This is a genomic window from Pseudomonas sp. SL4(2022) (genome assembly GCF_026625725.1).
In the GTDB taxonomy this organism is placed as follows: domain Bacteria; phylum Pseudomonadota; class Gammaproteobacteria; order Pseudomonadales; family Pseudomonadaceae; genus Aquipseudomonas.
The window spans coordinates 3,759,680-3,782,324 of record NZ_CP113060.1 but is presented as its reverse complement, the minus strand read 5'-3'; the positions used below and the strand labels follow the sequence as shown (position 1 = coordinate 3,782,324).

Sequence of the window (22,645 nt, the reverse complement as noted above, 5' to 3'; positions counted from 1 at the left end):
CAATCAAGCAGAAAGTTCGACCAGCAGCTTGTTCAAACGCTGCACGTAAGCGGCCGGGTCCTTCAGGTTATCGCCGGCGGCCAGAGCAGCCTGATCAAAGAGGATGTGGCTGAGGTCGGCAAAACGATCTTCATCGGCTTCGGCGTCCAGCTTCTCGATCAGCGGATGACCTGGATTGAATTCGAAGATCGGCTTGGAATCCGGCACCTTCTGCCCGCTGGCTTCGAGGATCTGGCGCATTTGCAAGCCAAGATCCTGCTCGCCAATGGCCAAGATGGCTGGCGAATCAGTCAGGCGGTGCGAAACGCGCACTTCGGCAACCTGCTCACCCAGCGCAGTTTTCAGACGCTCGACCAGACCTTCTTTGGCCTTGGCGACTTCTTCCTGAGCCTTCTTGTCTTCTTCCGAATCCAGCTTGCCGAGGTCCAGATCGCCACGGGCCACGTCGACAAAATGCTTGCCGTCGAACTCGGTCAGGTAGCTCATCAGCCACTCGTCGATACGGTCGGTGAGCAGCAGCACTTCGATGCCTTTCTTGCGGAAGACCTCCAGATGCGGGCTGTTCTTCACCTGGGCGTAGGATTCGCCCGTCAGGTAGTAGACCTTGTCCTGACCTTCGGCCATACGCGCGATGTACTCGCCCAGGCCCACGCTCTGCTCGCCATCCTCGGTGCGGGTGGAGGCAAAGCGCAGCAGGCTGGCGATCTTCTCTTTGTTGGCGAAATCTTCCGCTGGGCCTTCCTTGAGCACCTGGCCGAAGTTCTTCCAGAAGCCCTTGTAGTGCTCAGGCTCGTTCTTCGCCAGTTTCTCCAGCATGTCCAGCACGCGCTTGGTCAACGCCGATTTCATCGAATCGATGATCGGGTCTTTCTGCAGAATCTCGCGCGACACGTTCAGCGACAGGTCGTTGGAGTCGACCACACCTTTAATAAAACGCAGGTACAGCGGCAGGAACGACTCAGCCTGATCCATGACAAATACGCGCTGCACATACAGCTTCAGACCACGAGGCGCTTCGCGCTGATACAGGTCGAATGGCGCACGCGCCGGGGTGTACAGCAGCGAGGTGTATTCCAGCTTGCCTTCGACCTTGTTGTGGCTCCAGCTCAGCGGGTTCTCGAAATCGTGACCGATGTGCTTGTAGAACTCCTGATATTCCTCGTCCTTGATCTCGGTACGCGGACGGGTCCACAGGGCGCTGGCGCGGTTGACGGTTTCCCACTCAACTTCTGCTGGTTTGTCCTTCTCTTCGCCGTGGAACTCCTTCGGCAGCTCGATCGGCAAGGCGATATGGTCGGAGTATTTCTTGATGATGTTGCGCAGGCGCCAGCCATCGGCAAACTCGTCTTCACCGCTTTTCAGGTGCAGCACGATACGGGTACCGCGCTCGGCTTTTTCAACGGTGGCCACTTCGAACTCGCCCTCGCCTTTGCTCGACCAGTGCACGCCTTCGCTGGCCGGGCTACCGGCGCGACGGCTGAACACTTCAACCTTGTCGGCAACGATAAAGGCCGAGTAGAAGCCCACACCGAACTGGCCGATCAGGTGCGAGTCCTTCTTCTGGTCGCCGGTCAGGTGCTTCATGAAATCGGCGGTGCCCGACTTGGCGATGGTGCCCAAGTGGGTGATCGCGTCTTCACGGCTCATGCCGATGCCGTTGTCTTCGAGGGTGACGGTCTTGGCGTCCTTGTCGAAGCTGATGCGGATTTTCAACTCTGCGCCGCCTTCGAGCAGCTCAGGTTTGGCCAGCGCTTCAAAACGCAGCTTGTCACTGGCATCGGAGGCGTTGGAAATCAGCTCACGCAGGAAGATTTCCTTGTTCGAGTACAGCGAATGGATCATCAGGTGCAGCAGTTGCTTCACCTCGGTCTGGAAGCCCAGGGTTTCTTTTTGAGTTTCCACACTCATGCTCTCTTACTCCACGTTGTTGACGAAGCCGCAGTGCGGCGGATGTCATACAGGTGGGGGCAACTGGTGGAATTTCAAGGTCTAAGGTTCGAGCAGTTCGATGCGGGTTATTTCTTCCGGCTGCAAGGTATAGGTCACCTCACCCTGAGCGCTCATGCGTTGGCGCAGGATGATTTGACCTTGCTGGTCAATGCCTTGAAAGCGTCCTTCGGCACTGTTACCGCGCTCGGTTGTAACCCGCATGCTGAGGTTTTGATAACGGTTGGGGCTGCGCAGCAAACCGTCCAGACTGAAGCGCACACGGCGATCCAGGGGCCGGCTGACCCGCTCAGGCGCGGCCGCGGCGGCAGCACTGACTGCCTCACTCGCGGCCGCCGGTTTGACTGCCACCGTTTCATTACTGGGCAAGGCAGGGAAGTTGTCACCGCTCACCTGCCAGCCACGCTTCTCCTGCTTCTGCAGCACGATCGGCAGTTGCTGCAGATCACCATTGATTCGCGCCTGCACGTTCAGCTCAAAACGCTGATAAGCAAAGCTCAGCGTGCCCAATGGCTGCAGCTGCACTTGGCGCGTGGCAAAACGACGTTCCAGATAGTCCTCAACAACATGGGTCAGGGTATCGACGGAGTCGAACTGCCGATCAACCTGGCCATCGCGGTAGCGCAGGCCGTTGCTGAACAGCTCCAGCTTGCCGCTCAGGGTGGTCTTGAACTGCGGCGGCAGCACCAGATGGAAGTCACCAACCAGCTTGTTCGGTGACAGCGGCTGCAAGTCCAGATGCAGGGTGTAACCACGGCTCAAGCGCCGCGCCTCGGGCAACTCTTGCTCGGGCAACAACCAACTGATTTCCACCTCTGGCAGAATCCCTTCATCGGCAGGCAGCACATCGACCCGCACCGGGCCTTTGTCGGCCTTGGGCAGGCGGATCACCAACTCACTCTGGGCAAAGAAATCCTGCCCTTCACGCAGGCTCAATACACCGTCGATCAGTTCGGCCTGTTGCGGCATGAAGGGCCGGCCATGTAGCTCACCGCGCAGATTAATTGCCAGTTCGGCCGGCGCCGGCGTTTGTGGCTTAAGCCATGCCAAGCTGAGGATGGCTTCCAGGCGCTGTGCATCATGGCTGGCCAGCAGGGTCAGACCGACCACCAGCGGGATGATCCCCATCCCCGACAGCGCCAGGGCCGGGCGGGCCGAGCGCCAATGACGCAAGGCATACAGCAACGCCAACGGTGGCAGAAAACTGGCCCAGCCCCACAGCAGGCTGGTGGCAAAAGCGCGCATTACCAGCCAAACGAGGCCTGCGAGAATCAGCAGCAAGCCCCCCAGAATCAGCAGCGCATCCATTCAGTATTCCTTAGCAAGGGTTCGGCAAGCGGCCAGTGCCGCACTCAGGGCTCATCTACCTTGAAGTGTGCACGTGCCGTGGCAATCGGCTCGGTCTGGTTGGTCTGCCAGGCCGTGATAGCCACATTGGCCACGCGGCGGCCCTGCCGCCAGACCTGGCACTGTACAAAGGTGTCACGATAATGGCCGGCGCGTAGGTAATCTATCGAGAAGTCGATGATTTTAGGTAAATGTGGAATGCCCATGAACATCAGCAAGTGAAGCATGGCCGAGTGTTCCATAAACCCGGCGATCACTCCGCCATGCAGAGCCGGCAAGGTCGGATTACCGATATTGTCCTGGTTGGCTGGCAGACGAAACACCATGTCATCGCCCAGGCGTAAACACTCGATGCCGATTAGCCTGGCATAGGGAATCAGGCTGATTAGCTTGTCGTAATTGTTCTGTTCGTGGGCTTCACGCACCAACTGGTTGAGGTTCAGGGTGCTCATTGACCAGCTCCTTTAGCCGCACGTTGTAGATCAGCCGGTTTGCCCATACGCATGAAGGCACCCACCACATGGGCAATCGGCTCATCGGGATTGTCCTGATAGGCATAGCCGCGGGTGAAGATGATGTTCTCGGTCACCCGATAGCACTCGGCAAAACCGAATACATCCTTGTTCGGCTCAGCCGGGCGCATGTAGTCGATGCGCAGATCCAGGGTCGGGCAGATTTCGAACTCAGGCAGCACGCACACGGTTGAAATACCGCAAGTGGTGTCCATCAGAGTAGTGATGGCGCCGCCGTGAATCACTCCGGTCTCCGGATTGCCAACAATCTGGGGGCTGTAAGGCAAACACAGGATCAACCCCTGGGGTTCTGCGCGGTGCACGCGCATGCCCAGTAATTGGCAATGACGCAGCACTGATAAAAACCGCTGTGCCCGCTCAACAATGGGGGACTCGCTCATGATTTCAGTTCCGAAGCAACCATACGAAAGGCGAGCATGATACTCCTTGATGAAACCTGCTTCACCCTAAGAGCCCCATCTCACCTGAAAACACATGTAAAAGACGCGGAACTTCGGCGATCTTACGCTGTTTAATGGCTATGCCTGGAGAACCAGACATTGCTCACCCCTTATCAGGAGTATTTATTGTGCAAAAGCCATTCACCTATGCCCTGCTTCTCGCCGCCATGCTCGGCCTGGCGGCCTGCGAAAAAACGCCGGAAGACAAAGTAGAGTCGGCCAAGGAGTCCGCAGCTGAAGCCATCGAATCCATGGGCGACGCTGTTGAGAAGACTGGCGAAGCCATTGAGCAAAAAACCAATCAAGTAACCGGTAATGAGCCAACCACTGGCGAGAAAATCGAAGACGCGGCCGATGACGCTTCCAAGGCCATCAAAGATGCCGGCGATGAAATCAAGGACGCCGTAGAAGGCCAATAAACCATTCACCTGAAAACCAGCAGGCCCGCGTAATGCGGGCCTGCTTGCTTAACCATTGGCGATTAAAGTACCGGAGTGAGCATCAGCAGCAGGCTGCACAGCAGCCCCACCACCCAGACCATACTGCGCTGCCAGTGCAGATCAGCCCAGTAGAAAATCAGATACAGCACCCGCGCCACGACAAAGGTCACCGCCAACACGTCAACCAAAATGCCGTGATTATTGGTGACATGAGCCATCAGCACGCCAGCGGTAAACAACGGAAAGGCCTCAAAGCTGTTCATATGCGCCGCCAGTGCACGCGCACCAAATCCGCTCAGGCGCGCCTGCTGATCACGGGGATAGCGATTGTCGTAGCGGCCACCACCCTCTTTGGCCATGGCCCTGGCCACCGGGGCCTTGGCGACGAAGATCAGGATCGCACTGATAAAGATGCACCAAAATGGCAGGCTCATTCGCTTTTCTCCTTGGGCGGATCGAATGTCGGCGTCTGGGTATAGACCATCACCTCTAGCACATCCGAGTGAAACTCGCGGTGGTATAGCACCAGCACGACACCGGCAGTCACCAGCATGAAAAACCAGGGATTGATGAACCAGGACAAAGTCGCCATGCCGAAGTAATAGGCGCGCAGCCCCTGGTTAAACTGGTTGGCGGCCATCGATATGACCCTCGCGGTGCGTTCGGCAAAGGCTTTGCGCTCCTGCTCAGTGACATGCCGCTCACCGATCATCGGTGCCGAGCCCACCAGTACAGCGGCAAAGTTGTATTGGCGCATACACCAGCTGAAGGTGAAGAAGGCATAGACGAATACCACCCCCAGACACAACAGCTTGACCTCCGAGACTTCGCGACTGGCCGCCTGAACAAAGGGCAAATCAGCCAATAGGGATACCGCCCGATCAGAAGCGCCAAGCACCGTGAGGATACCGGCAAGAATGATCAGCGTGCTGGATGCAAAGAATGAGGCGTTTCGCTCCAGGTTGCCGATCACATTGGCATCAGCGATACGGTTATCGCGAAGCAACATGCGGCGCATCCAATCTTCACGATACAGGTGCAGCACACTGGCCAGACAGGGGGTTGTGCCCCCCTTGACCTGGGCATATCGGGTATAGCCGGCCCAACAGATCACGAACCAGAGCACAGCAAGCAAATGTGGCAGGTAATAGTCGCTGATCGGCATGCTAACTCCTTGTTGAACTGCGCCGATTATAGACAGCCCAGGCTTTCAGCTGGCCAACAAAAAGGCCGCTCAGTGAGCGGCCTGATGTAAATAACAGCCATCAGGCTGCAGCGGGTTTTGCAACGCCCAGGACACGATCCAGTACAACAGCCAATACCAGGGTCAGCAAAACCGGAATCAGCCAGCCTAGACTCTGGTCCGCAAGCGGCAAAGCACTGAAGAACGCTGGAATGAAAGCCTTGCCACCCGCAGCGGCAAGGCCATCGACCAAGCCAAAAACCAGGGTGACAGCCATCACCGGACGGAAAACCCGTGCCGACGAACACCACAGACCATCCATCAGGCTCAACGCCACCAACACGATGGCCAGCGGGTACAGACCAACCAGCACCGGAATCGAGAAACTGATCAACTGGGTCAGCCCCTGATTCGCAACCAGCAGGCTGAACAACCCGAAAGCGATCACCACCGCACGATAAGACACCGGCAACAGGCTGCTGAAAAACTCGCCGCAGGCGGTCAGCAGACCCACTGCGGTGGTCAGGCATGCCAGAGTAATGACCACTGCCAGCAGCAGACTGCCTGCTGTGCCAAAGGTGTGCTGCACATAAGCGGTGAGAATCTGCACACCATTCTGCGCCTCGCCAGCAATGCCCTGACTGGTCGCACCGAGGTAAAACAGCGCGAGGTAAACCAGCGACAGCCCCACGGCAGCGATCAAACCCGCAATCACCGAGTAACGGGTAATCAGCTTGCCGTCGGTGATACCGCGATCCCGAATAGCGGTGGCAATCACAATGCCGAACACCAGCGCACCGAGGGTATCCATGGTCAGGTAGCCCTGCAGAAAGCCCTGCACAAACGGCGCACGCTGGTAATCCGGCGCCACTTGACCGATTGGCCCCGCAGGTACTAACAGCGCAGCACCTCCCAGGACCAAAAGCGCAGCCAGCAGTACAGGGGTAATGTATTTACCGATGCGATCAACCAACTGCCCAGGATTCAGAGAGAGGAACAGTACAGCAGCAAAATAGGCCAATGTGTAAATCAGCAAAGCCGTGCTGCTGGCGCCACTGAAGGGCACCACACCCATTTCGAACGACACCACAGCCGTTCGTGGGGTCGCAAACAACGGGCCGATGGCCAGGTACACCGCGACCGCGAACAGCAGTCCGGCCCGTTTACCCAGCGGCGCAGTGAGCAACGCCATACCGCCACCGACACGGGCCAAGGCGACAATAGTGAGCAGGGGCAAGCCAACGCCTGTAAGCAGAAATCCCAGCGCTGCTGGGCCTATATTTTCACCCGCAGCCAAGCCAGCACTAGGTGGAAAGATGATGTTGCCTGCGCCAAGAAACAGCGCAAAAGTCATAAAGCCGAGGGCTACAAGGTCAAGTCGTTGCAACGCTTTCATTAAGAGCAGTACCAAAACAGGAAGTCAGAGAAGTGCCGATTTTCCCGACTCATGATCAGGACAGGATGGCTGCGGGGTTACGGGCCACACACGTCAGCGCACCTGACCCTTGTGAGGCCGCGCCGACAGGGGGCGCACGATAATGCAACGCCGCCGCGCCGACGACTCATGCTGGTCGAGGCGTCGAACCACAGAGCGTGCATGTCGCATTTCTATAATTTCATCGAGACTCACTGACGACTCACACATGAAAGTGTTCGATGAGACGATTCAACTGCTGCTCAAGCTCACGAATACTCTGTGCTGCAGCCCGAGTCTGTTCGACGGTGGCAAACGTACTTTCATTGATCTGATTGGCTCGAACCAATCCGGCCCCGATGCCTTCCGATACGTTCGCCTGCTCGGCAGCAGCAGCCACCAGCTGTTGAATACTCTGATCGATGGCCGACACCGCTTCAGTAATACGCAGCAGCGAACCGCTGGTTTGCTCAGCACTGTCGTGTGCCAGCGCTACCGCCTGACGACTTTCAGCCATCACAGTGATGGACGCCTGACTACGCCGTTGCAGGGTCTGAATGATTTCCTGAATTTCCTCAGTCGAACTTTGTGTTCGGCGCGCCAGGTTACGCACCTCATCGGCAACCACAGCAAAGCCTCTTCCCTGGTCACCTGCACGGGCAGCTTCAATGGCTGCGTTGAGTGCCAACAGGTTAGTCTGCTCGGCAATCGACCCGATGACTGCCAATACCGAGCCGATACGCTCACTGTCAGTGCTTAGGCTTTCAATCACTTCAGACAGACGCGAAAACTTATCGGTAAGTGTCTGCATTGCCTGGCGATTGCTCTCGACACAACGCAGCCCCGCCTGGGCATCCTCATGAGTATCGCCTGACAGTTGCTGCCCCTGCGCCGCACTGCCGGCCACTGCCTGAGCGCTGGCAGCCATCTGAGACATGGCAGAAGCAATCTGAGCACTTTCACCGCGTTGCTGTTCGACATTCTGATGTGCACGTTGCGCCGACTGCTGCAAATTTTCGCCTGCACGTTCAAGGGTATGGGTTGCATGCGCAACTTCGGCAACGGTCTGGCGGATTTTCTCGACAAATGTATTAAAACTACTGGCCAATAAGCCGAGGTCATCTTGGCCGTGGATCGGCAAACGCTTGGTCAGGTCGCCCTCTCCTTCGGCCATATCTTGCAGCATCAGATTAATCTGCCGCAGCCCACGTACCAGAGCATGACTTACGCCGTAAGCAAGCGCCCCACCCAAAATCAGCGCGGCAACCAGCAACGCCCAAAGCAGCTGATTGACTTGCTTGACGGCATGGTCAGTGACCTTGGCAGCATCCTGCATATCCACCATCAGATGCTGCTGTAAACGCTTGGCCAGATCGGCAATTTGTGGATCGATACGATCCATCTGCGCCAAGGCCTCATTACGCTGCTTGACCAGTTCTACCACATTGGCGGCTGCGGTTTTGTAGCGCTCAAGACTCTCCAGTGCCTGGGTCAACTGTGCGATCAATCGTTCACTGCTACTGCGGTCCCGCAAGACCCCAATCATGCTTTGCGCACTCTCCAGTTCACGAGTGAAAGCAGCAACCTGAGCGTCCTGATTTTCCTGCAGGAACTGGTAAAGATACTGACTCCCCAGCAACAGATGACGCATCGCCGCACTGGCATAGAACACTGCGTCCAGATTGAAACTCTGCTGAGCATTAGTCAGTACGGCCGACAATGCCTGTTCAATAGCCGGTCCGTGCTCGCTTAGCTGGCCACTGATCAACACCTGCCGCTGCTGGCTCAACGGTACGAGCCGATCACGGAAAAGCTCACTGTATTGCACATGCAGCGCGGCGATAGACGCCAACAGACGCTGTTGCTCAGGATTAGTCAGCCGACGAGTCGCTTCCTGAAGCGCCTGCCCCAGCTGCTGATCCAACGTTGCGATTAGCGACTCAGCCTCCGTGTCGCCACTGCGTGCATAATGGCTCACGGAAAGCTGCAAGTGCGCCATGCTGTCACTGACTTGGGCAACGCGCTCAATGCTAGGCCCCAAGTCTCGCGTCACAACTTCAGCCCGATCAGCAATATTTTGCAGTGAGAACAACGAGACGATGCCCAAGATCACAAGTAGCAAGCACAGCACTACTGGCACGATGGCGATTTTGTAAGCAATCCGCAGATTGGCAAACCAGCGCATAGAAGCCTCCCCTAGCTGCAAACTCGACTTGAGCAAGCCGCTTGAACGACTATAGCAGCCAGATATCGCAGGGGTTTTCAGGCCAATTTACGTACATGCGAAGCAGCATCAACCGATGCCACATTACACCTGACATAAAAAAACCCGGCCAAAGCCGGGTTTTTTGTGCAACCAGATCGCTTACTGCTTGATCTGAGCTTCTACTTCAGCTTCTACGCGACGGTTCACAGCACGACCAGCGTCGGTAGCGTTGTCGGCAACCGGGCGGGACTCACCGTAGCCAGCAGCGTTGACGCGAGAAGCTTCTACGCCGTACTGGTTGACCAGTACATCACGAACAGCGCTGGCACGACGCTCGGACAGCTTCTGGTTGTAAGCGTCACTGCCTTTGGAGTCAGTGTGACCTTCAACCACGGTGGTGGTCTGTGGGTACTGTTTCATGAAGTCAGCCAGGTTTTTAATGTCGCCATAGCTTTCCGGCTTGACCTGGGCTTTGTCGAAGTCGAACTTCACGTCCAGCTCAACACGAACCAGCTCCAGCGGCTCTTCAGCAGCTGCAACCGGCTCTGGAGTCGGCTCAGGAGCTGGAGCAACAACAGGCGCAGGCTTGCTGCCGCCACCGAAGTTCATACCGATACCCACGCTTGGAGCCCACTCGGTATCGCCCTGATCAATGTTGTACTGAGCTTCAACACCAGCACGGGCGTAGAAATTGTCAGTGAAAAAGTACTTGGCACCGCCGCCTACGTTAGCGAAGGTCGAACCGTTACGGCCGTTACGATCAGTCTGGCCAATGCTCTGGTCGGAGAACCCGGCAGAAACGTAAGGACGCAGTGCATCGCCAGCATTGTTGAAGTGGTACAGCGCATCCAGTGCGGTGTTGGAGCCTTTGATATTGCGGCCGTCTTCACCACGTGCGTTGTGCACTTCGTCATAGCTCAGACGCAGTTCAACGTCGTCAGTCAGGTAATAGCCAATGCTACCGCCGAACAGATTGCCATTGTTTTTGAAGTCACGGGCGCTGTCGAAGATTTCCTTCTTGGCAAAACCCTCCACTTCTACAGCGCCTTGTCCCTGAGCAAGAGCGCTCAGCGAAGAGGTGGCCAGCAGCGAGCCAATTACAGCGCCTAGAGTGTTTTTCAGTTTCATTACAGAATCCCTATCTTGGTGGTCAGTAAGTTGTCTGACGGACGCAAGACAACTCAGCCGGCAATTCTACCAGAATTAACCGCTAGTTAAGACGCCTATCTGCCAACTAAGTTTCGGCAGTGTCAGAAAATTTATCACGCAGACGATCAAGCGCTCGCTTGTAGCGCATTTTCGTGGCACTCAGCCCCATATGCATAATGTCGGCAATCTCCTGAAACTCCAGCTCTGCGACAAAACGCAGCACCAAGATTTCCCGATCAATGGGGTTGACATATACCAACCAACGGTCAAGACCGCCCTTTTCTTCAGGCTTTGGGGCCTTTTCCTCGGACGCCTCTTCAAGCGGATCCAGACTCAGGGCGTCAATGAGACGACGTTTACGCCGCTCTTTGCGATATTGGGTAATACATTCGTTATACGTAATGCTGTACAGCCAGGTTTTGAACTTCGATTTCCCCTCAAAGTTCTTCAAACCATATAAGACCTTGAGCATAACTTCCTGACAGACATCGTCGGCGTCACGCTCATTACCCAAATATCGCGCACAGACATTGAACAAGGTGCGCTGATAGCGACGCATCAGCTCTTCGTAGGCGCGGGTTATGTGGAATAACTCCTCATGCGCACGCGCCACCAACTCTTCATCCGAGAGTTCGCGAGGGTCGTAGCGTAGAGACACAGAATGGGCTTTATTCAAAACGAGTCGGGCCGACAGTCAGGACAAAAGCCAGCGCAGCCCTAAACAGGGCTGCGGATTGGCCGCATACAATAGCAGGGATTAGCCTTAGCGGCTGCTGACCTGCTGCTCAAGCAAAGTACGGTTGGCCACTGAGACCAGCTCGCCAGCGTCCGTCAGCAACGTGGTTTTAACCGTGCCAATTTCCTCGATCTGCCCTTCGACCGCACCGACCTGCACTTGTTGCCCAACCTCATACAACTCGCGCACATAAATACCTGCCAGTATCTGGCTAGCAATATCCCGACTGCCCAACCCCAGCGCCAGGGCGACCGCCAGGCCCACCGAGATCAGCACAATGGCGATCACGTTGTTGAGCAGATCGGTTTTCACCTCAAGCTGACCGATAGCCACCGAGATGCTGATGATGATCACCAGCCCCTGAGCCACGCGACCCAGCCCGCTCGCATAGTCCAGCCCAACACCTTCTGCAGCGCCGCGTACCAAGCCGCTTACCAGTTGCGCCAGCAGCACGCCAGCGAGCAGCACCAAGGCTGCACCAAAGACTTTAGGCAGGTACAAGGCCAGTACATCAAGCGTCGCGGAAACCCGCTCCAGACCAAGAGACTCGGCGGCCGTAACCAGGAAGATCAACAGTACAAACCAGTAGACGATCTTGCCGATCAGGGTCGATACCGGCACCTGAATGCCGGCACGGCTCAGCAGCTTGGTCAAGCCAGTACCTGCCATCAGGCGATCCAGGCCGATCTTGCCGAGCAACTTCGACAGCAGCGTGTCGAGGAACTTGGCCACCACAAAACCCAGCAGTACCACCACCATGGCGCCAAACAGACGCGGGATAAAGGCGGCAATCGGGGTCCAAACGCTGGCCATCGCGTCAACCAGAACTTGAGTAAATTCCATGCTCAGTCAGCCTTATTAACAGTTGATTCGGTGGTTTTACGACGCGAGACCGGCGCTACATGCGCCGAACCGTTGTTCAGCGCGAGCATCAAGGCGCCGGCCCAGTGTCCCATCAGGGCAAACAGATCACCTGCACCGACCTGGCGGTTGGCGGTTTTCAGCACACGATGCAGACAGGCGTCATCGTCATGACTCGAGGTGGGCGACTTGAGCAAGTCGCGCAGTGATTCTTCAAAGGGATCGTGCATGGCGCACCTCACAGGATGTGTCGGCTAGACGAGACGAGTACCGGGCGAGTCACATCAGATCCAGCGCAAGCGACGAAACAGCAGCCACTGCACCAGCGCCACGGCGGCCATCAGCGAACACGCCAGGAGAAACCCATGGGGGCTTTCCGAGCCTGGGATACCGCCGACATTGATACCGAGCAGTCCGGTGAGAAAACTCATCGGCAGGAAAATCCCGGTGATGATGCCGAAGCGGTACATGGTGTGGTTCATCCGCTCATCCATCCGCCGATTTTCCGCCTCAAGCAGCAGATTGACCCGCTCACGGCTCAATTCCAGCTCTTCAAGGTAGCGCGTCAGGCGGTTATTCAGCTCGTTCCAGTAGCTGCTATCGGCACCGACCAGCCAGGCCTGAGCACTGGCCGTGAGCTGCCCATAGATATCCCGCTGTGGCGACAGAAAACGCCGTAAGCTGGCGGCACGGCGGCGGATTTGCAGCAGCGCAGCATGATCAGGGGCCTGACTCTCCAGCGCATCGGCGCGCTCCTCCTGATCGTCGACCTGCTCGGACAACTCGCCGACCAGCAGTTCGACCTTGTCGGTCAGGTAATGCGCCAGGCGCAAAATCAGCTCAGCCGAGGTTTTCGGCCCCCGACCCGCCAGCAGGTCCTCAATCAAGGCTTCGGTTGCGTGCAGAGGCCGTAACCGCAGGGAGATCGCGCGCTGCGCATCGGCAAAGATGCGCACCGAGACCATGTCCTCAGGCTCCGCCCCGGGATTGAGGTTCAGTCCACGCAGAAACAGCAACAATTGCTGCTCAGGCAACGCCAGCAGGCGCGGACGAGTATTCTCTTCAAGTAGCAGGTCGCAGGCAAAAGCGCTCAGGCCACTGTCGGCACGCAACCAAGTCTGCGTCTGCGGGTGACTACGATCCCAATGCAGCCAGAGGCTTTCCTGCTCGCCCAAGAGCAGACCGTGCAACTCCTGCCGGGCAATGCTGCGGGCACCGCCCTGACCATTAAGGACAAAGGCGTGCACCAGGCCCCATTGCGCGTTGTCACCTTCGTGCATAACAGTTTCCTGCAAGCGCCCTACTCCGGCATCTGCAGCGCAGAGGGCGAGATGATCACGCCATTGTTGTCGGCATAGATAAACTCGCCCGGACGAAAGGTCACACCGCCAAAGGTCACCGCGACATTGAGATCACCAATACCACGCTTGTCCGTCTTCATCGGGTGACTGGCCAGAGCCTGGATACCCAGATCGGTCTGTGCCAGGACGTCGACATCACGCACGCAGCCATACACCACGATACCTTCCCAGCCGTTCTTCGCAGCCTTTTCGGCGAGCATATCGCCCAACAGTGCGCGCCTCATGGAAGCACCGCCGTCCACCACCATCACCTTGCCCTTGCCGGGCTGCTCGACCTGCTCCTTGACCAGCGAGTTGTCCTCAAAGCACTTGATGGTGACGATCTCACCACCAAACGAATCACGACCACCAAAGTTGCTAAACATCGGCTCAACCACTTGAACCAGCTCAGGGTAGGCGTCACACAGATCAGGGGTGATGTAGTGCATGGAAAAGCTCCTTGGATGAAATAAATATGTCGCCGGCAGTCCACTCGAAATCATCTTATTGCCGCCGCCACAGACGTGACGCCAAAACGCGATACTAGCCGCAAGCTTACTCAGCTGGAACGGCTTTCTCTCGCTCTAGCTCGGCGCGCTCAAGCTCAGCAGCCACCTGCGGGCTTTTGCGCAGCCATTGTTCAACCAGCGGCCACACCTCACGCTGCGCCTCTTTGCTGACGAGCATTTCTACATGGCCGAAATCACCGCTGAAACCATGCTTCTTGCCCAGACAAAGGAACTCGCTCAACGGCGAACCAAACTGCTTGAGCAGCTTTTCACAAGCCCAAGCCGGATCTTGTTTATCGCCTAATGCTGCAACTGCCATAACCGGTACGCGCACATCTGCCAACCCCGCCCACCAATCACACTCTGCATCACCAAAGCGACCAAATAAGCCATGCCAGCGCAAGCTCTCGACAGCCAAGCCAATCGGCTCATCCTCCGGACCGCGCTTGAAGCGAGGACCAGAAACAAGCGAAAAGCGCTTGAGCAGAAAACGCCCCCCCCACTCCACCGGCGGAATCTTTAGCGGCCAGTAGATCCGGCTAACCTGACTACCAAATAGCACACAGGAAGCCACTTTAGTCTCATCCAGATGATGCCCGCCAAGACCACCCGCAAGAATAATTCCACCCAACGAATGACCCAGCCAGTGGGCTTTCTGCGGATTCTGTTCATAGACAAAATCAGCGATCGCCGGCAGGTCATAGCGCACATAATCACTGACCGTATTGCGCTCATAGTCGCGGTTGCGCGGCGAAAGACCATGACCACGCATTTCAGCTATCCAAACATCAAAACCGGCGCGCGCCAGAAACGGCCCCAGGCCAATGCACTTGGGCGAATACCAGAAGCGGCGATTGGAAAAACTACCGGGAATAAGGAGCACCGGAACACCGCGCGCCTGCTCATGCCCAGCACGCCCAAGGCGCGTCAGGGCCAACTCGACACTGCTGTCCGGACTATTACCTGGCTTGAGGCGATAAACGTCCTCACTCAGGTCTCCTCGAAACTCCGCGCTGATCAAGGCGACGGGAAAAAGCTCACTGCTGCTTTGCATCTATGTTCGCTCTGGTACAACCCATTACCGGGAAAACTTCATTCATGCCGCATCAGGCGGCCCCGGGAGTGAAGCACAGGAATGTGCTGGCACAAAAAAGGGCAGGATAAACCCGCCCTTGGATCAAGATGTCAGCGGGCGATCAGGTCGACTGGCCTTCGGCCAGGAAGAACCAAGTATCGAGGACCGAATCCGGGTTCAGTGACACACTCTCAATCCCCTGCTCCATCAGCCAACGTGCCAGATCTGGATGATCAGAAGGCCCCTGACCGCAGATGCCGATGTACTTGCCCGCCTTGTTACAAGCCTGAATAGCATTGCTCAGCAACTTCTTAACCGCCGGATTACGCTCATCGAACAGGTGCGCGACGATGCCGGAGTCACGATCCAGGCCCAGGGTCAGCTGGGTCAGGTCATTGGAACCGATGGAGAAGCCATCGAAGAACTCCAGGAATTCCTCAGCCAGAATAGCGTTGGACGGCAGTTCGCACATCATGATGACCTTGAGACCATCCTGACCGCGCGCCAAGCCATTCTTCGCCAACAGCTCAACCACTTGCGAGGCCTCGCCGAGGGTGCGCACGAACGGCACCATGATTTCGACGTTGGTCAGCCCCATCTCATTGCGCACTTTCTTCAGCGCGCGGCACTCGAGCTCGAAACAGTCGCGGAACGATTCACTGATGTAACGCGACGCGCCACGGAAGCCGAGCATCGGGTTCTCTTCTTCCGGCTCGTAGAGTTTGCCGCCGATCAGGTTAGCGTATTCGTTGGACTTGAAGTCCGACAGACGCACGATGACCTTCTTCGGCCAGAACGCCGCAGCCAGGGTACTGATGCCCTCAACCAGCTTCTCGACGTAGAAGTTGACCGGGTCATCGTAACCGGCGATACGCTTCTCGACGCTGTCCTTGATCTCCGGTGGCAGGCCGGCATAGTTCAGCAGCGCTTTCGGGTGCACGCCAATCATGCGGTTGATGATGAACTCCAGGCGCGCAAGACCTACGCCTTCGTTCGGCAGCTGGGCGAAGTCGAAGGCGCGGTCAGGATTGCCGACGTTCATCATGATTTTGAACGGCAGCTCAGGCATGGCATCGACCGAGTTCTTGCGAATATCGAAACCCAGCTCGCCCTCGAAGATAAAGCCGGTGTCGCCTTCGGCACAGGAAACCGTCACCCCCATACCGTCTTTGAGCACCTGGGTAGCGTTGCCACAACCCACTACCGCCGGAATACCCAGTTCACGGGCGATGATCGCCGCATGGCAGGTACGCCCGCCACGGTTGGTGACGATGGCGCTGGCGCGTTTCATCACCGGCTCCCAATCCGGATCGGTCATGTCGGAGACCAGCACGTCGCCAGGCTGGACCTTGTCCATTTCCGATACATCGTGAATCACCCGCACCTTACCCGCGCCGATCTTCTGTCCAATGGCGCGGCCTTCAACCAGCACAGTGCCAGTTTCCTTCAGCAGATAACGCTCCATGACATTGACGCTGGAACGACTTTTCACCGTTTCCGGGCGGGCTTGCACGATGTATAGCTTGCCGTCATCACCGTCCTTGGCCCACTCGATATCCATCGGACGGCCGTAGTGCTTCTCGATGATCATCGCCTGCTTGGCCAGCTCGCTGACTTCGGCATCCGTCAGGCAGAAGCGTGCACGTTCGGCGCGATCTACGTCGACCACCTTGACCGATTTTCCGGCCTTGGCTTCATCGCCGTAGATCATCTTGATCGCTTTGCTGCCCAAATTGCGGCGTAGAATCGCTGGGCGACCGGCTTCCAGCGTCTGCTTGTGTACGTAGAACTCGTCGGGGTTGACCGCACCCTGCACCACGGTTTCGCCGAGGCCGTAAGCGCCGGTGATAAACACCACATCACGGAAGCCCGACTCGGTGTCCAGAGTGAACATCACACCGGCAGTGCCGGTTTCCGAACGCACCATGCGCTGCACGCCAGCAGACAGGGCGACCAGTTTGTGGTCAAAGCCCTGGTGTACGCGGTAGGCGATGGCGCGATCGTTGAACAGCGAGGCAAACACTTCCTTTGCAGCACGGATCACGTTGTCCACGCCGCGAATGTTCAGGAAGGTTTCCTGCTGGCCAGCAAATGATGCATCTGGCAGGTCTTCGGCGGTGGCCGAGGAACGCACGGCAACGGCCATATTGTCGTTACCGCCAGCCATTTCGGCGAAGGCGGTGCGGATCTGGGCGTTCAATTCTTCGGGGAAAGCAGCGTCCATCACCCACTGACGGATCTGCGCACCGGTTTTGGCCAGCGCGTTGACGTCATCAACATCAAGGGCGTCGAGGGCTGCATGAATCTGTGCGTTCAGCCCGCTCTGCTCGAGAAAGTCTCGGTAGGCCTGAGCCGTAGTGGCGAAACCACCGGGCACCGATACACCAGCACCGGCCAGGTTGCTGATCATCTCGCCCAGGGAGGCGTTCTTGCCCCCTACGTGCTCAACATCATGATTGCCGAGCTTATCGAGGGAAACTACGTACTCTACCAAGGTGATCTCTCCACTAAGGTGTTGGAAAAGCTCAAGGGGCTGGGAAAGTTCGGCGGCAACATGCCGGCACGATTGTGGCCTGGCCCTGGAAAATAAGTAACAATGCAGACCAGATCGGCCCTGCAAAGGCGGGCCTATGATAGCCAAGATTCGTCCTCAGCTTAAGGCCCATGGCGCAAATGAAACGAACCGCTTTCTTTATCTCCGATGGCACCGGCATTACTGCCGAAACCCTGGGCCAGAGTCTGTTGGCACAGTTTGAAACCATCGATTTCACCAAACTCACGCGTCCCTACATCGACAGTGTGGAAAAAGCGCGCGCAATGGTACAACAAATCAACAACGCAGCCGAGAAAGACGGCTCTCGCCCGATCATCTTCGACACCATCGTCAACCAGGACATCCGCGACATTCTGGCCGAATCAGAAGGGTTCATGATCGACATCTTCTCGACCTTTCTCGCCCCGCTCGAACAGGAGCTGACGTCGCACTCCTCGTACTCGGTCGGCAAGTCCCATTCCATCGGCCACAACTCCAACTACATGGAGCGTATCGAGGCAGTGAACTTCGCACTCGACAATGACGATGGCGCGCGCACCCATTACTACGACAAGGCCGATCTGATTCTGGTTGGCGTCTCGCGCTGCGGTAAAACGCCCACCTGCCTGTATATGGCCATGCAATACGGCATTCGTGCCGCCAATTACCCGTTGACCGAAGACGACATGGAGCGCTTGCAGTTGCCAGACGTGCTGAGAAAGCACAAGGACAAGCTGTTCGGCCTGACCATCGACCCGGATCGCCTAACCGCCATTCGCCACGAACGCAAACCCAACAGCCGCTACGCCAGCTTCGCACAGTGCGAGTTCGAAGTGCGCGAGGTGGAAAACCTGTTCCGCCGCGAGAACATCAACTTTATCAACTCCACCTATTTCTCCGTTGAAGAGATCTCCGCGAAGATCTTGGTGGAAAAAGGTGTTGAGCGCCGCCTCAAGTAACTCGCACAACTCATTGAAGCTAAAAGAAAAGACTCGAACTCTTCGAGCCTTTTCTCACGTTTAAACATTACCAAATATCGCCCGGCACACGCACCCAACCTTCCATCAAGATTCGTGCGCTGCGACTCATGATCGCCTTGGTTACTGTCCACTGACCATCGACCAGCGCCGCCTGCGCACCCACGCGTAAAGTGCCGGATGGATGGCCAAAACGCACGGCCTCCCGCGCACCGCCGCCCGCTGCCAGATTGACCAAGGTACCGGGAATTGCCGCTGCGGTGCCGATGGCCACCGCGCAGGTACCCATCATGGCGTGGTGCAGCTTGCCCATAGACAGCGCACGCACCAGCAGATCGATCTCGCCCGCAGGCACCGTTTTGCCACTGGAAGACAGGTAATCCTTGGGTTTAGCAACAAAGGCGATTTTCGGCGTGTGCTGGCGGGTCAGTGCCTCATCCGCCGTTTTGATCAGCCCCATGCGCAACGCCCCCGCCACACGGATTTTCTCGAAACGCGCCAGCTGCTCAGGGTCGCCGTTGATCTGCTCGCGCAGTTCAGTGCCCTGATAACCGATGTCCTCGGCATTGACGAACACGGTCGGAATGCCCGCAGTGATCAGGGTTGCCTTGAAGGTGCCGACACCCGGCACGTCCAGGTCGTCCACCAGGTTGCCGGTAGGGAACATCGAGCCACCCTCCTCGCCGTCGTCAGACGGATCGAGGAACTCCAGCACGATCTCGGCGGCCGGAAAGGTGACACCATCCAGTTCGAAGTCGCCGGTTTCCTGCACCTGGCCATTACTGACCGGCACATGGGCAATGATGGTTTTCTGGATATTCGCCTGCCAGATCCGCACCACGCACACACCGTTTTCCGGGATGCGCGCAGGGTCCAACAGACCGGCATGAATGGCAAAAGCCCCAGCACCGGTAGACAGGTTGCCGCAGTTACCGCTCCAGTCGACGAAGGCCTTATCAATCGAAACCTGGCCATAGAGGTAGTCGACGTCGTGCTCCGGTTGACTGCTTTTCGAGAGGATTACGCATTTGGAGGTCGAGGACGTCGCGCCGCCCATGCCGTCAATCTGCGCGGCATAGGGATCGGGGCTGCCGATCACACGCATAAACAACTTGTCGCGCGCTGCGCCTGGAACCTGGCAGCTTTGCGGCAGGTCCTGCAGGCGGAAGAACACGCCCTTACTGGTACCGCCACGCATATAGGTGGCAGGGATTCTAATCTGGGATGGATGAGCCATGGTTTGGTCCTGGCTGAAGAGTGAAAGTGCCGTAGGGTGGATCACGCTTCACCTTCGGTGCGTGAAAGCGGTGGATGGAAAAGCGCCATCCACCCTACGGAATCAGGCGACGGCGCCTTCGAGGAAGTCCTGAGCGAAACGCTGCAGAACGCCACCGGCCTTGTACACGTGCACTTCGGCTGCAGTGTCCAAACGACAGGTCACTGGCACCTTGACCACTTCACCATTGCGGCGATTGACCACCAGGGTCAGGTCACAGCGTGGCGACACATCGCCCTGGATGTCATAACTCTCGGTGCCGTCGAGGCCGAGGGTCAGGCGGGTAGTACCCGGCTTGAACTCGACCGGCAGCACGCCCATGCCCACCAGGTTGGTGCGGTGAATACGCTCGAACCCTTCTGCCGCGATTACTTCCACACCCGCCAGGCGCACGCCCTTGGCCGCCCAGTCACGCGAGCTGCCCTGGCCGTAATCGGCACCGGCGACGATGATCAGGTTCTGCTTGCGGTTCATGTAGGTTTCGATGGCCTCCCACATGCGCATCACCTGACCTTGCGGCTCGACGCGGGCCAGCGAACCCTTCTTCACCACACCGTCAACCACGGCCATTTCGTTGACCAACTGCGGGTTGGCGAAGGTGGCGCGCTGCGCGGTCAGGTGGTCACCGCGGTGGGTGGCGTAGGAGTTGAAGTCCTCTTCCGGCAAGCCCATTTTGTGCAGGTACTCACCGGCCGCCGAATCCAGCAGGATGGCGTTGGACGGCGACAGGTGATCGGTGGTGATGTTGTCCGGCAGGATCGCCAGCGGCAGCATGCCCTTGAGCGTACGCTCACCGGCCAGCGCCCCTTCCCAGTAAGGCGGGCGACGGATGTAGGTGCTCATCGGTCGCCAGTCGTACAACGGGCTTTCGGCCTCGGTGACAGTGCCCAAATCGAACATCGGGATATAGATCTGCCGGAATTGCTCAGGCTTCACCGAGGAGGCGACGATGGCGTCGATCTCTTCGTCGCTCGGCCACAGGTCTTTGAGGGTGATCGGATTGCCGTTTTGGTCATGACCGAGCACATCCTGCTCAATGTCAAAACGCACGGTACCGGCAATGGCGTAAGCCACTACAAGCGGCGGCGAAGCCAGAAACGCCTGCTTGGCATATGGGTGGATGCGGCCGTCAAAGTTGCGGTTACCGGACAGCACGGCAGTGGCATACAAGTCACGGTCGATGATTTCTTGCTGGATCACCGGATCCAGTGCACCGGACATGCCGTTACAGGTGGTGCAGGCGTAGGCGACGATGCCAAAACCCAGCTGTTCCAGCTCACTCAGCAGGCCAGCCTCTTCCAGGTACAACTTGGCGACTTTCGAACCCGGCGCGAAGGACGTCTTGACCCAGGGCTTGCGCAGCAGGCCGAGCTGGTTGGCTTTTTTCGCCAGCAGGCCGGCCGCCACCACGTTGCGCGGGTTGGAGGTGTTGGTGCAGCTGGTGATGGCGGCGATGATCACCGCGCCATCCGGCATCAGGCCCTCCCCCTCCTCCAGCTTGCCAGCGGCCAACTTGGCCTCATCGGCAATGCCACGCTCGTGCAGCGCCGAGGTCGGCAGGCGCTTGTGCGGGTTGCTCGGGCCGGCCATGTTGCGCACCACGATCGACAGGTCGAAGCTCAGCACGCGCTCATATTCAGCACTGACCAGGGCATCAGCCCACAGGCCGGTGGTTTTGGCGTAGTGCTCGACCAGCGTCACCTGCTCCGGCTCACGCCCGGTAAGCTTGAGGTAGTCGATGGTCTGCTGGTCGATGTAGAACATCGCCGCCGTTGCGCCGTACTCCGGGCACATATTGGAGATGGTTGCACGGTCACCGATGGACAGGCTGCCTGCGCCTTCGCCGAAGAACTCGACCCAGGCGCCGACCACCCGCGACTGGCGCAAAAACTCGGTCAACGCCAGGACGATATCGGTGGCGGTGATCCCAGGCTGGCGTTTGCCGGTCAGCTCGACGCCGACAATGTCGGGCAAGCGCATCATCGACGGCAAACCGAGCATCACCGTCTCAGCTTCCAGGCCGCCAACACCAATGGCGATCACGCCCAGGGCATCGACGTGCGGGGTGTGCGAGTCGGTGCCTACACAGGTGTCCGGGAACGCAATACCGCCACGCGCCTGGATCACCGGGCTCATTTTCTCCAGGTTGATCTGGTGCATGATGCCGTTGCCGGCCGGGATCACGTCGACGTTCTTGAACGCTGTCTTGGTCCACTCGATAAAGTGGAAGCGGTCCTCGTTGCGGCGCTCTTCCACGGCGCGGTTCTTCTCGAACGCATCCGGGTCAAAGCCGGCGAATTCCACAGCCAGGGAGTGGTCGACGATCAGTTGGGTCGGCACCACTGGGTTGACCTTGGCCGGGTCGCCCCCTTGCTCGGCGATGGCATCACGCAAGCCAGCCAGGTCGACCAGCGCGGTCTGGCCGAGAATGTCGTGACACACCACCCGCGCCGGGTACCAGGGAAAATCCAGATCTTGCTTGCGGTCAATCAGCTGCTTGAGCGCATCAGCCAGTGCTGCAGGTTCGCAGCGACGCACCAGTTGCTCGGCCAGCACGCGGCTGGTGTACGGCAGCTTGGCGTAGGCACCCGGGGTGATGGCATCGACCGCCTCGCGGGTATCGAAATAATCCAGCGACGTGCCGGCCAGCGGTTTGCGGTATTGAGTGTTCACTGGGCT

At 57.8% G+C, this 22,645-nt stretch carries 19 protein-coding genes and 2 pseudogenes; 2 read left to right on the top strand and 19 right to left on the bottom strand.

Annotated elements, in window-relative coordinates; genetic code table 11:
* Window positions 1-3: 3 nt before the first annotated feature.
* The 4 genes from htpG to OU997_RS17875 form a co-directional block, all read right to left on the bottom strand.
* Complete coding sequence (gene htpG, locus OU997_RS17890) at window positions 4-1,908, bottom strand: molecular chaperone HtpG (RefSeq protein WP_267807851.1); 1,905 nt, start codon at window positions 1,906-1,908, stop codon at window positions 4-6.
* Between the two features lie 81 nt (window positions 1,909-1,989).
* On the bottom strand, window positions 1,990-3,255 hold the full coding sequence (locus OU997_RS17885) for an MFS transporter (RefSeq protein WP_108488155.1): 1,266 nt from the start codon (window positions 3,253-3,255) through the stop codon (window positions 1,990-1,992).
* A gap of 44 nt (window positions 3,256-3,299) precedes the next feature.
* Window positions 3,300-3,746, bottom strand: a complete 447-nt coding sequence (locus OU997_RS17880) for a PaaI family thioesterase (RefSeq protein WP_108488154.1) — start codon at window positions 3,744-3,746, stop codon at window positions 3,300-3,302.
* Entirely contained in the window at window positions 3,743-4,207 is a 465-nt protein-coding gene (locus OU997_RS17875; protein WP_108488153.1) for a PaaI family thioesterase, read from the bottom strand. Before OU997_RS17875 ends, OU997_RS17880 begins: the two co-directional genes overlap by 4 nt.
* Window positions 4,208-4,395: 188 nt before the next feature.
* On the opposite strand from OU997_RS17875, the gene OU997_RS17870 reads away from it, so the two are divergent.
* Complete coding sequence (locus tag OU997_RS17870) at window positions 4,396-4,686, top strand: hypothetical protein (protein WP_108488152.1); 291 nt, start codon at window positions 4,396-4,398, stop codon at window positions 4,684-4,686.
* A gap of 62 nt (window positions 4,687-4,748) precedes the next feature.
* Here the strand turns inward: OU997_RS17870 and OU997_RS17865 are convergent, their stop codons facing one another.
* The 13 genes and pseudogenes from OU997_RS17865 to ppsA form a co-directional block, all read right to left on the bottom strand.
* On the bottom strand, window positions 4,749-5,141 hold the full coding sequence (locus OU997_RS17865) for an MAPEG family protein (protein ID WP_108488151.1): 393 nt from the start codon (window positions 5,139-5,141) through the stop codon (window positions 4,749-4,751).
* Window positions 5,138-5,872 (bottom strand): DUF599 domain-containing protein, encoded by a 735-nt coding sequence (locus OU997_RS17860; RefSeq protein WP_108488150.1) that lies wholly within the window; start codon window positions 5,870-5,872, stop codon window positions 5,138-5,140. The genes OU997_RS17865 and OU997_RS17860 overlap by 4 nt, the downstream gene beginning before the upstream one ends.
* Window positions 5,873-5,972: 100 nt before the next feature.
* Window positions 5,973-7,286 (bottom strand): branched-chain amino acid transport system II carrier protein, encoded by a 1,314-nt coding sequence (gene brnQ, locus OU997_RS17855; RefSeq protein ID WP_108488183.1) that lies wholly within the window; start codon window positions 7,284-7,286, stop codon window positions 5,973-5,975.
* A gap of 241 nt (window positions 7,287-7,527) precedes the next feature.
* A pseudogene (locus tag OU997_RS21100) lies at window positions 7,528-8,118 on the bottom strand (methyl-accepting chemotaxis protein); the annotation flags it as partial.
* 264 nt (window positions 8,119-8,382) lie between these two features.
* Window positions 8,383-9,489 (bottom strand): annotated as a pseudogene (locus OU997_RS21095) (MCP four helix bundle domain-containing protein); the annotation flags it as partial.
* Between the two features lie 180 nt (window positions 9,490-9,669).
* Window positions 9,670-10,638 carry an OmpA family protein gene (locus tag OU997_RS17845; RefSeq protein ID WP_108488148.1) on the bottom strand — a complete coding sequence of 323 codons (969 nt, stop codon included), beginning with the start codon at window positions 10,636-10,638 and terminating at the stop codon, window positions 9,670-9,672.
* Window positions 10,639-10,744: 106 nt separating this feature from the next.
* The gene (gene sigX, locus OU997_RS17840) at window positions 10,745-11,335 is read right to left on the bottom strand and encodes an RNA polymerase sigma factor SigX (protein WP_108488147.1); all 591 of its coding nucleotides are present in this window, start codon (window positions 11,333-11,335) and stop codon (window positions 10,745-10,747) included.
* 87 nt (window positions 11,336-11,422) lie between these two features.
* Window positions 11,423-12,238, bottom strand: coding sequence for a mechanosensitive ion channel family protein (locus OU997_RS17835; protein WP_108488146.1), 816 nt, complete (start codon window positions 12,236-12,238; stop codon window positions 11,423-11,425).
* 2 nt (window positions 12,239-12,240) lie between these two features.
* Window positions 12,241-12,486 carry a CrfX protein gene (locus OU997_RS17830; RefSeq protein WP_108488145.1) on the bottom strand — a complete coding sequence of 82 codons (246 nt, stop codon included), beginning with the start codon at window positions 12,484-12,486 and terminating at the stop codon, window positions 12,241-12,243.
* Between the two features lie 54 nt (window positions 12,487-12,540).
* Complete coding sequence (locus OU997_RS17825) at window positions 12,541-13,536, bottom strand: zinc transporter ZntB (RefSeq protein ID WP_108488144.1); 996 nt, start codon at window positions 13,534-13,536, stop codon at window positions 12,541-12,543.
* Between the two features lie 20 nt (window positions 13,537-13,556).
* Window positions 13,557-14,045, bottom strand: a complete 489-nt coding sequence (rraA, locus tag OU997_RS17820) for a ribonuclease E activity regulator RraA (protein WP_108488143.1) — start codon at window positions 14,043-14,045, stop codon at window positions 13,557-13,559.
* 106 nt (window positions 14,046-14,151) lie between these two features.
* A complete protein-coding gene (locus OU997_RS17815) occupies window positions 14,152-15,159 on the bottom strand; it encodes an alpha/beta fold hydrolase (RefSeq protein WP_267807843.1) in 1,008 nt (335 codons plus the stop codon).
* Window positions 15,160-15,301: 142 nt separating this feature from the next.
* Window positions 15,302-17,674, bottom strand: coding sequence for a phosphoenolpyruvate synthase (gene ppsA / locus OU997_RS17810; RefSeq protein WP_108488141.1), 2,373 nt, complete (start codon window positions 17,672-17,674; stop codon window positions 15,302-15,304).
* Between the two features lie 179 nt (window positions 17,675-17,853).
* Here ppsA and ppsR point away from each other — a divergent pair, with 179 nt between their 5' ends.
* The gene (gene ppsR / locus OU997_RS17805) at window positions 17,854-18,672 is read left to right on the top strand and encodes a pyruvate, water dikinase regulatory protein (protein WP_108488182.1); all 819 of its coding nucleotides are present in this window, start codon (window positions 17,854-17,856) and stop codon (window positions 18,670-18,672) included.
* 67 nt (window positions 18,673-18,739) lie between these two features.
* Here ppsR and prpF read toward each other — a convergent pair whose 3' ends face one another.
* Entirely contained in the window at window positions 18,740-19,927 is a 1,188-nt protein-coding gene (gene prpF, locus OU997_RS17800; protein WP_267807842.1) for a 2-methylaconitate cis-trans isomerase PrpF, read from the bottom strand.
* A 102-nt stretch (window positions 19,928-20,029) separates the two neighbouring features.
* On the bottom strand, window positions 20,030-22,639 hold the full coding sequence (acnD, locus tag OU997_RS17795; protein WP_267809930.1) for a Fe/S-dependent 2-methylisocitrate dehydratase AcnD: 2,610 nt from the start codon (window positions 22,637-22,639) through the stop codon (window positions 20,030-20,032).
* Window positions 22,640-22,645: the final 6 nt, after the last annotated feature.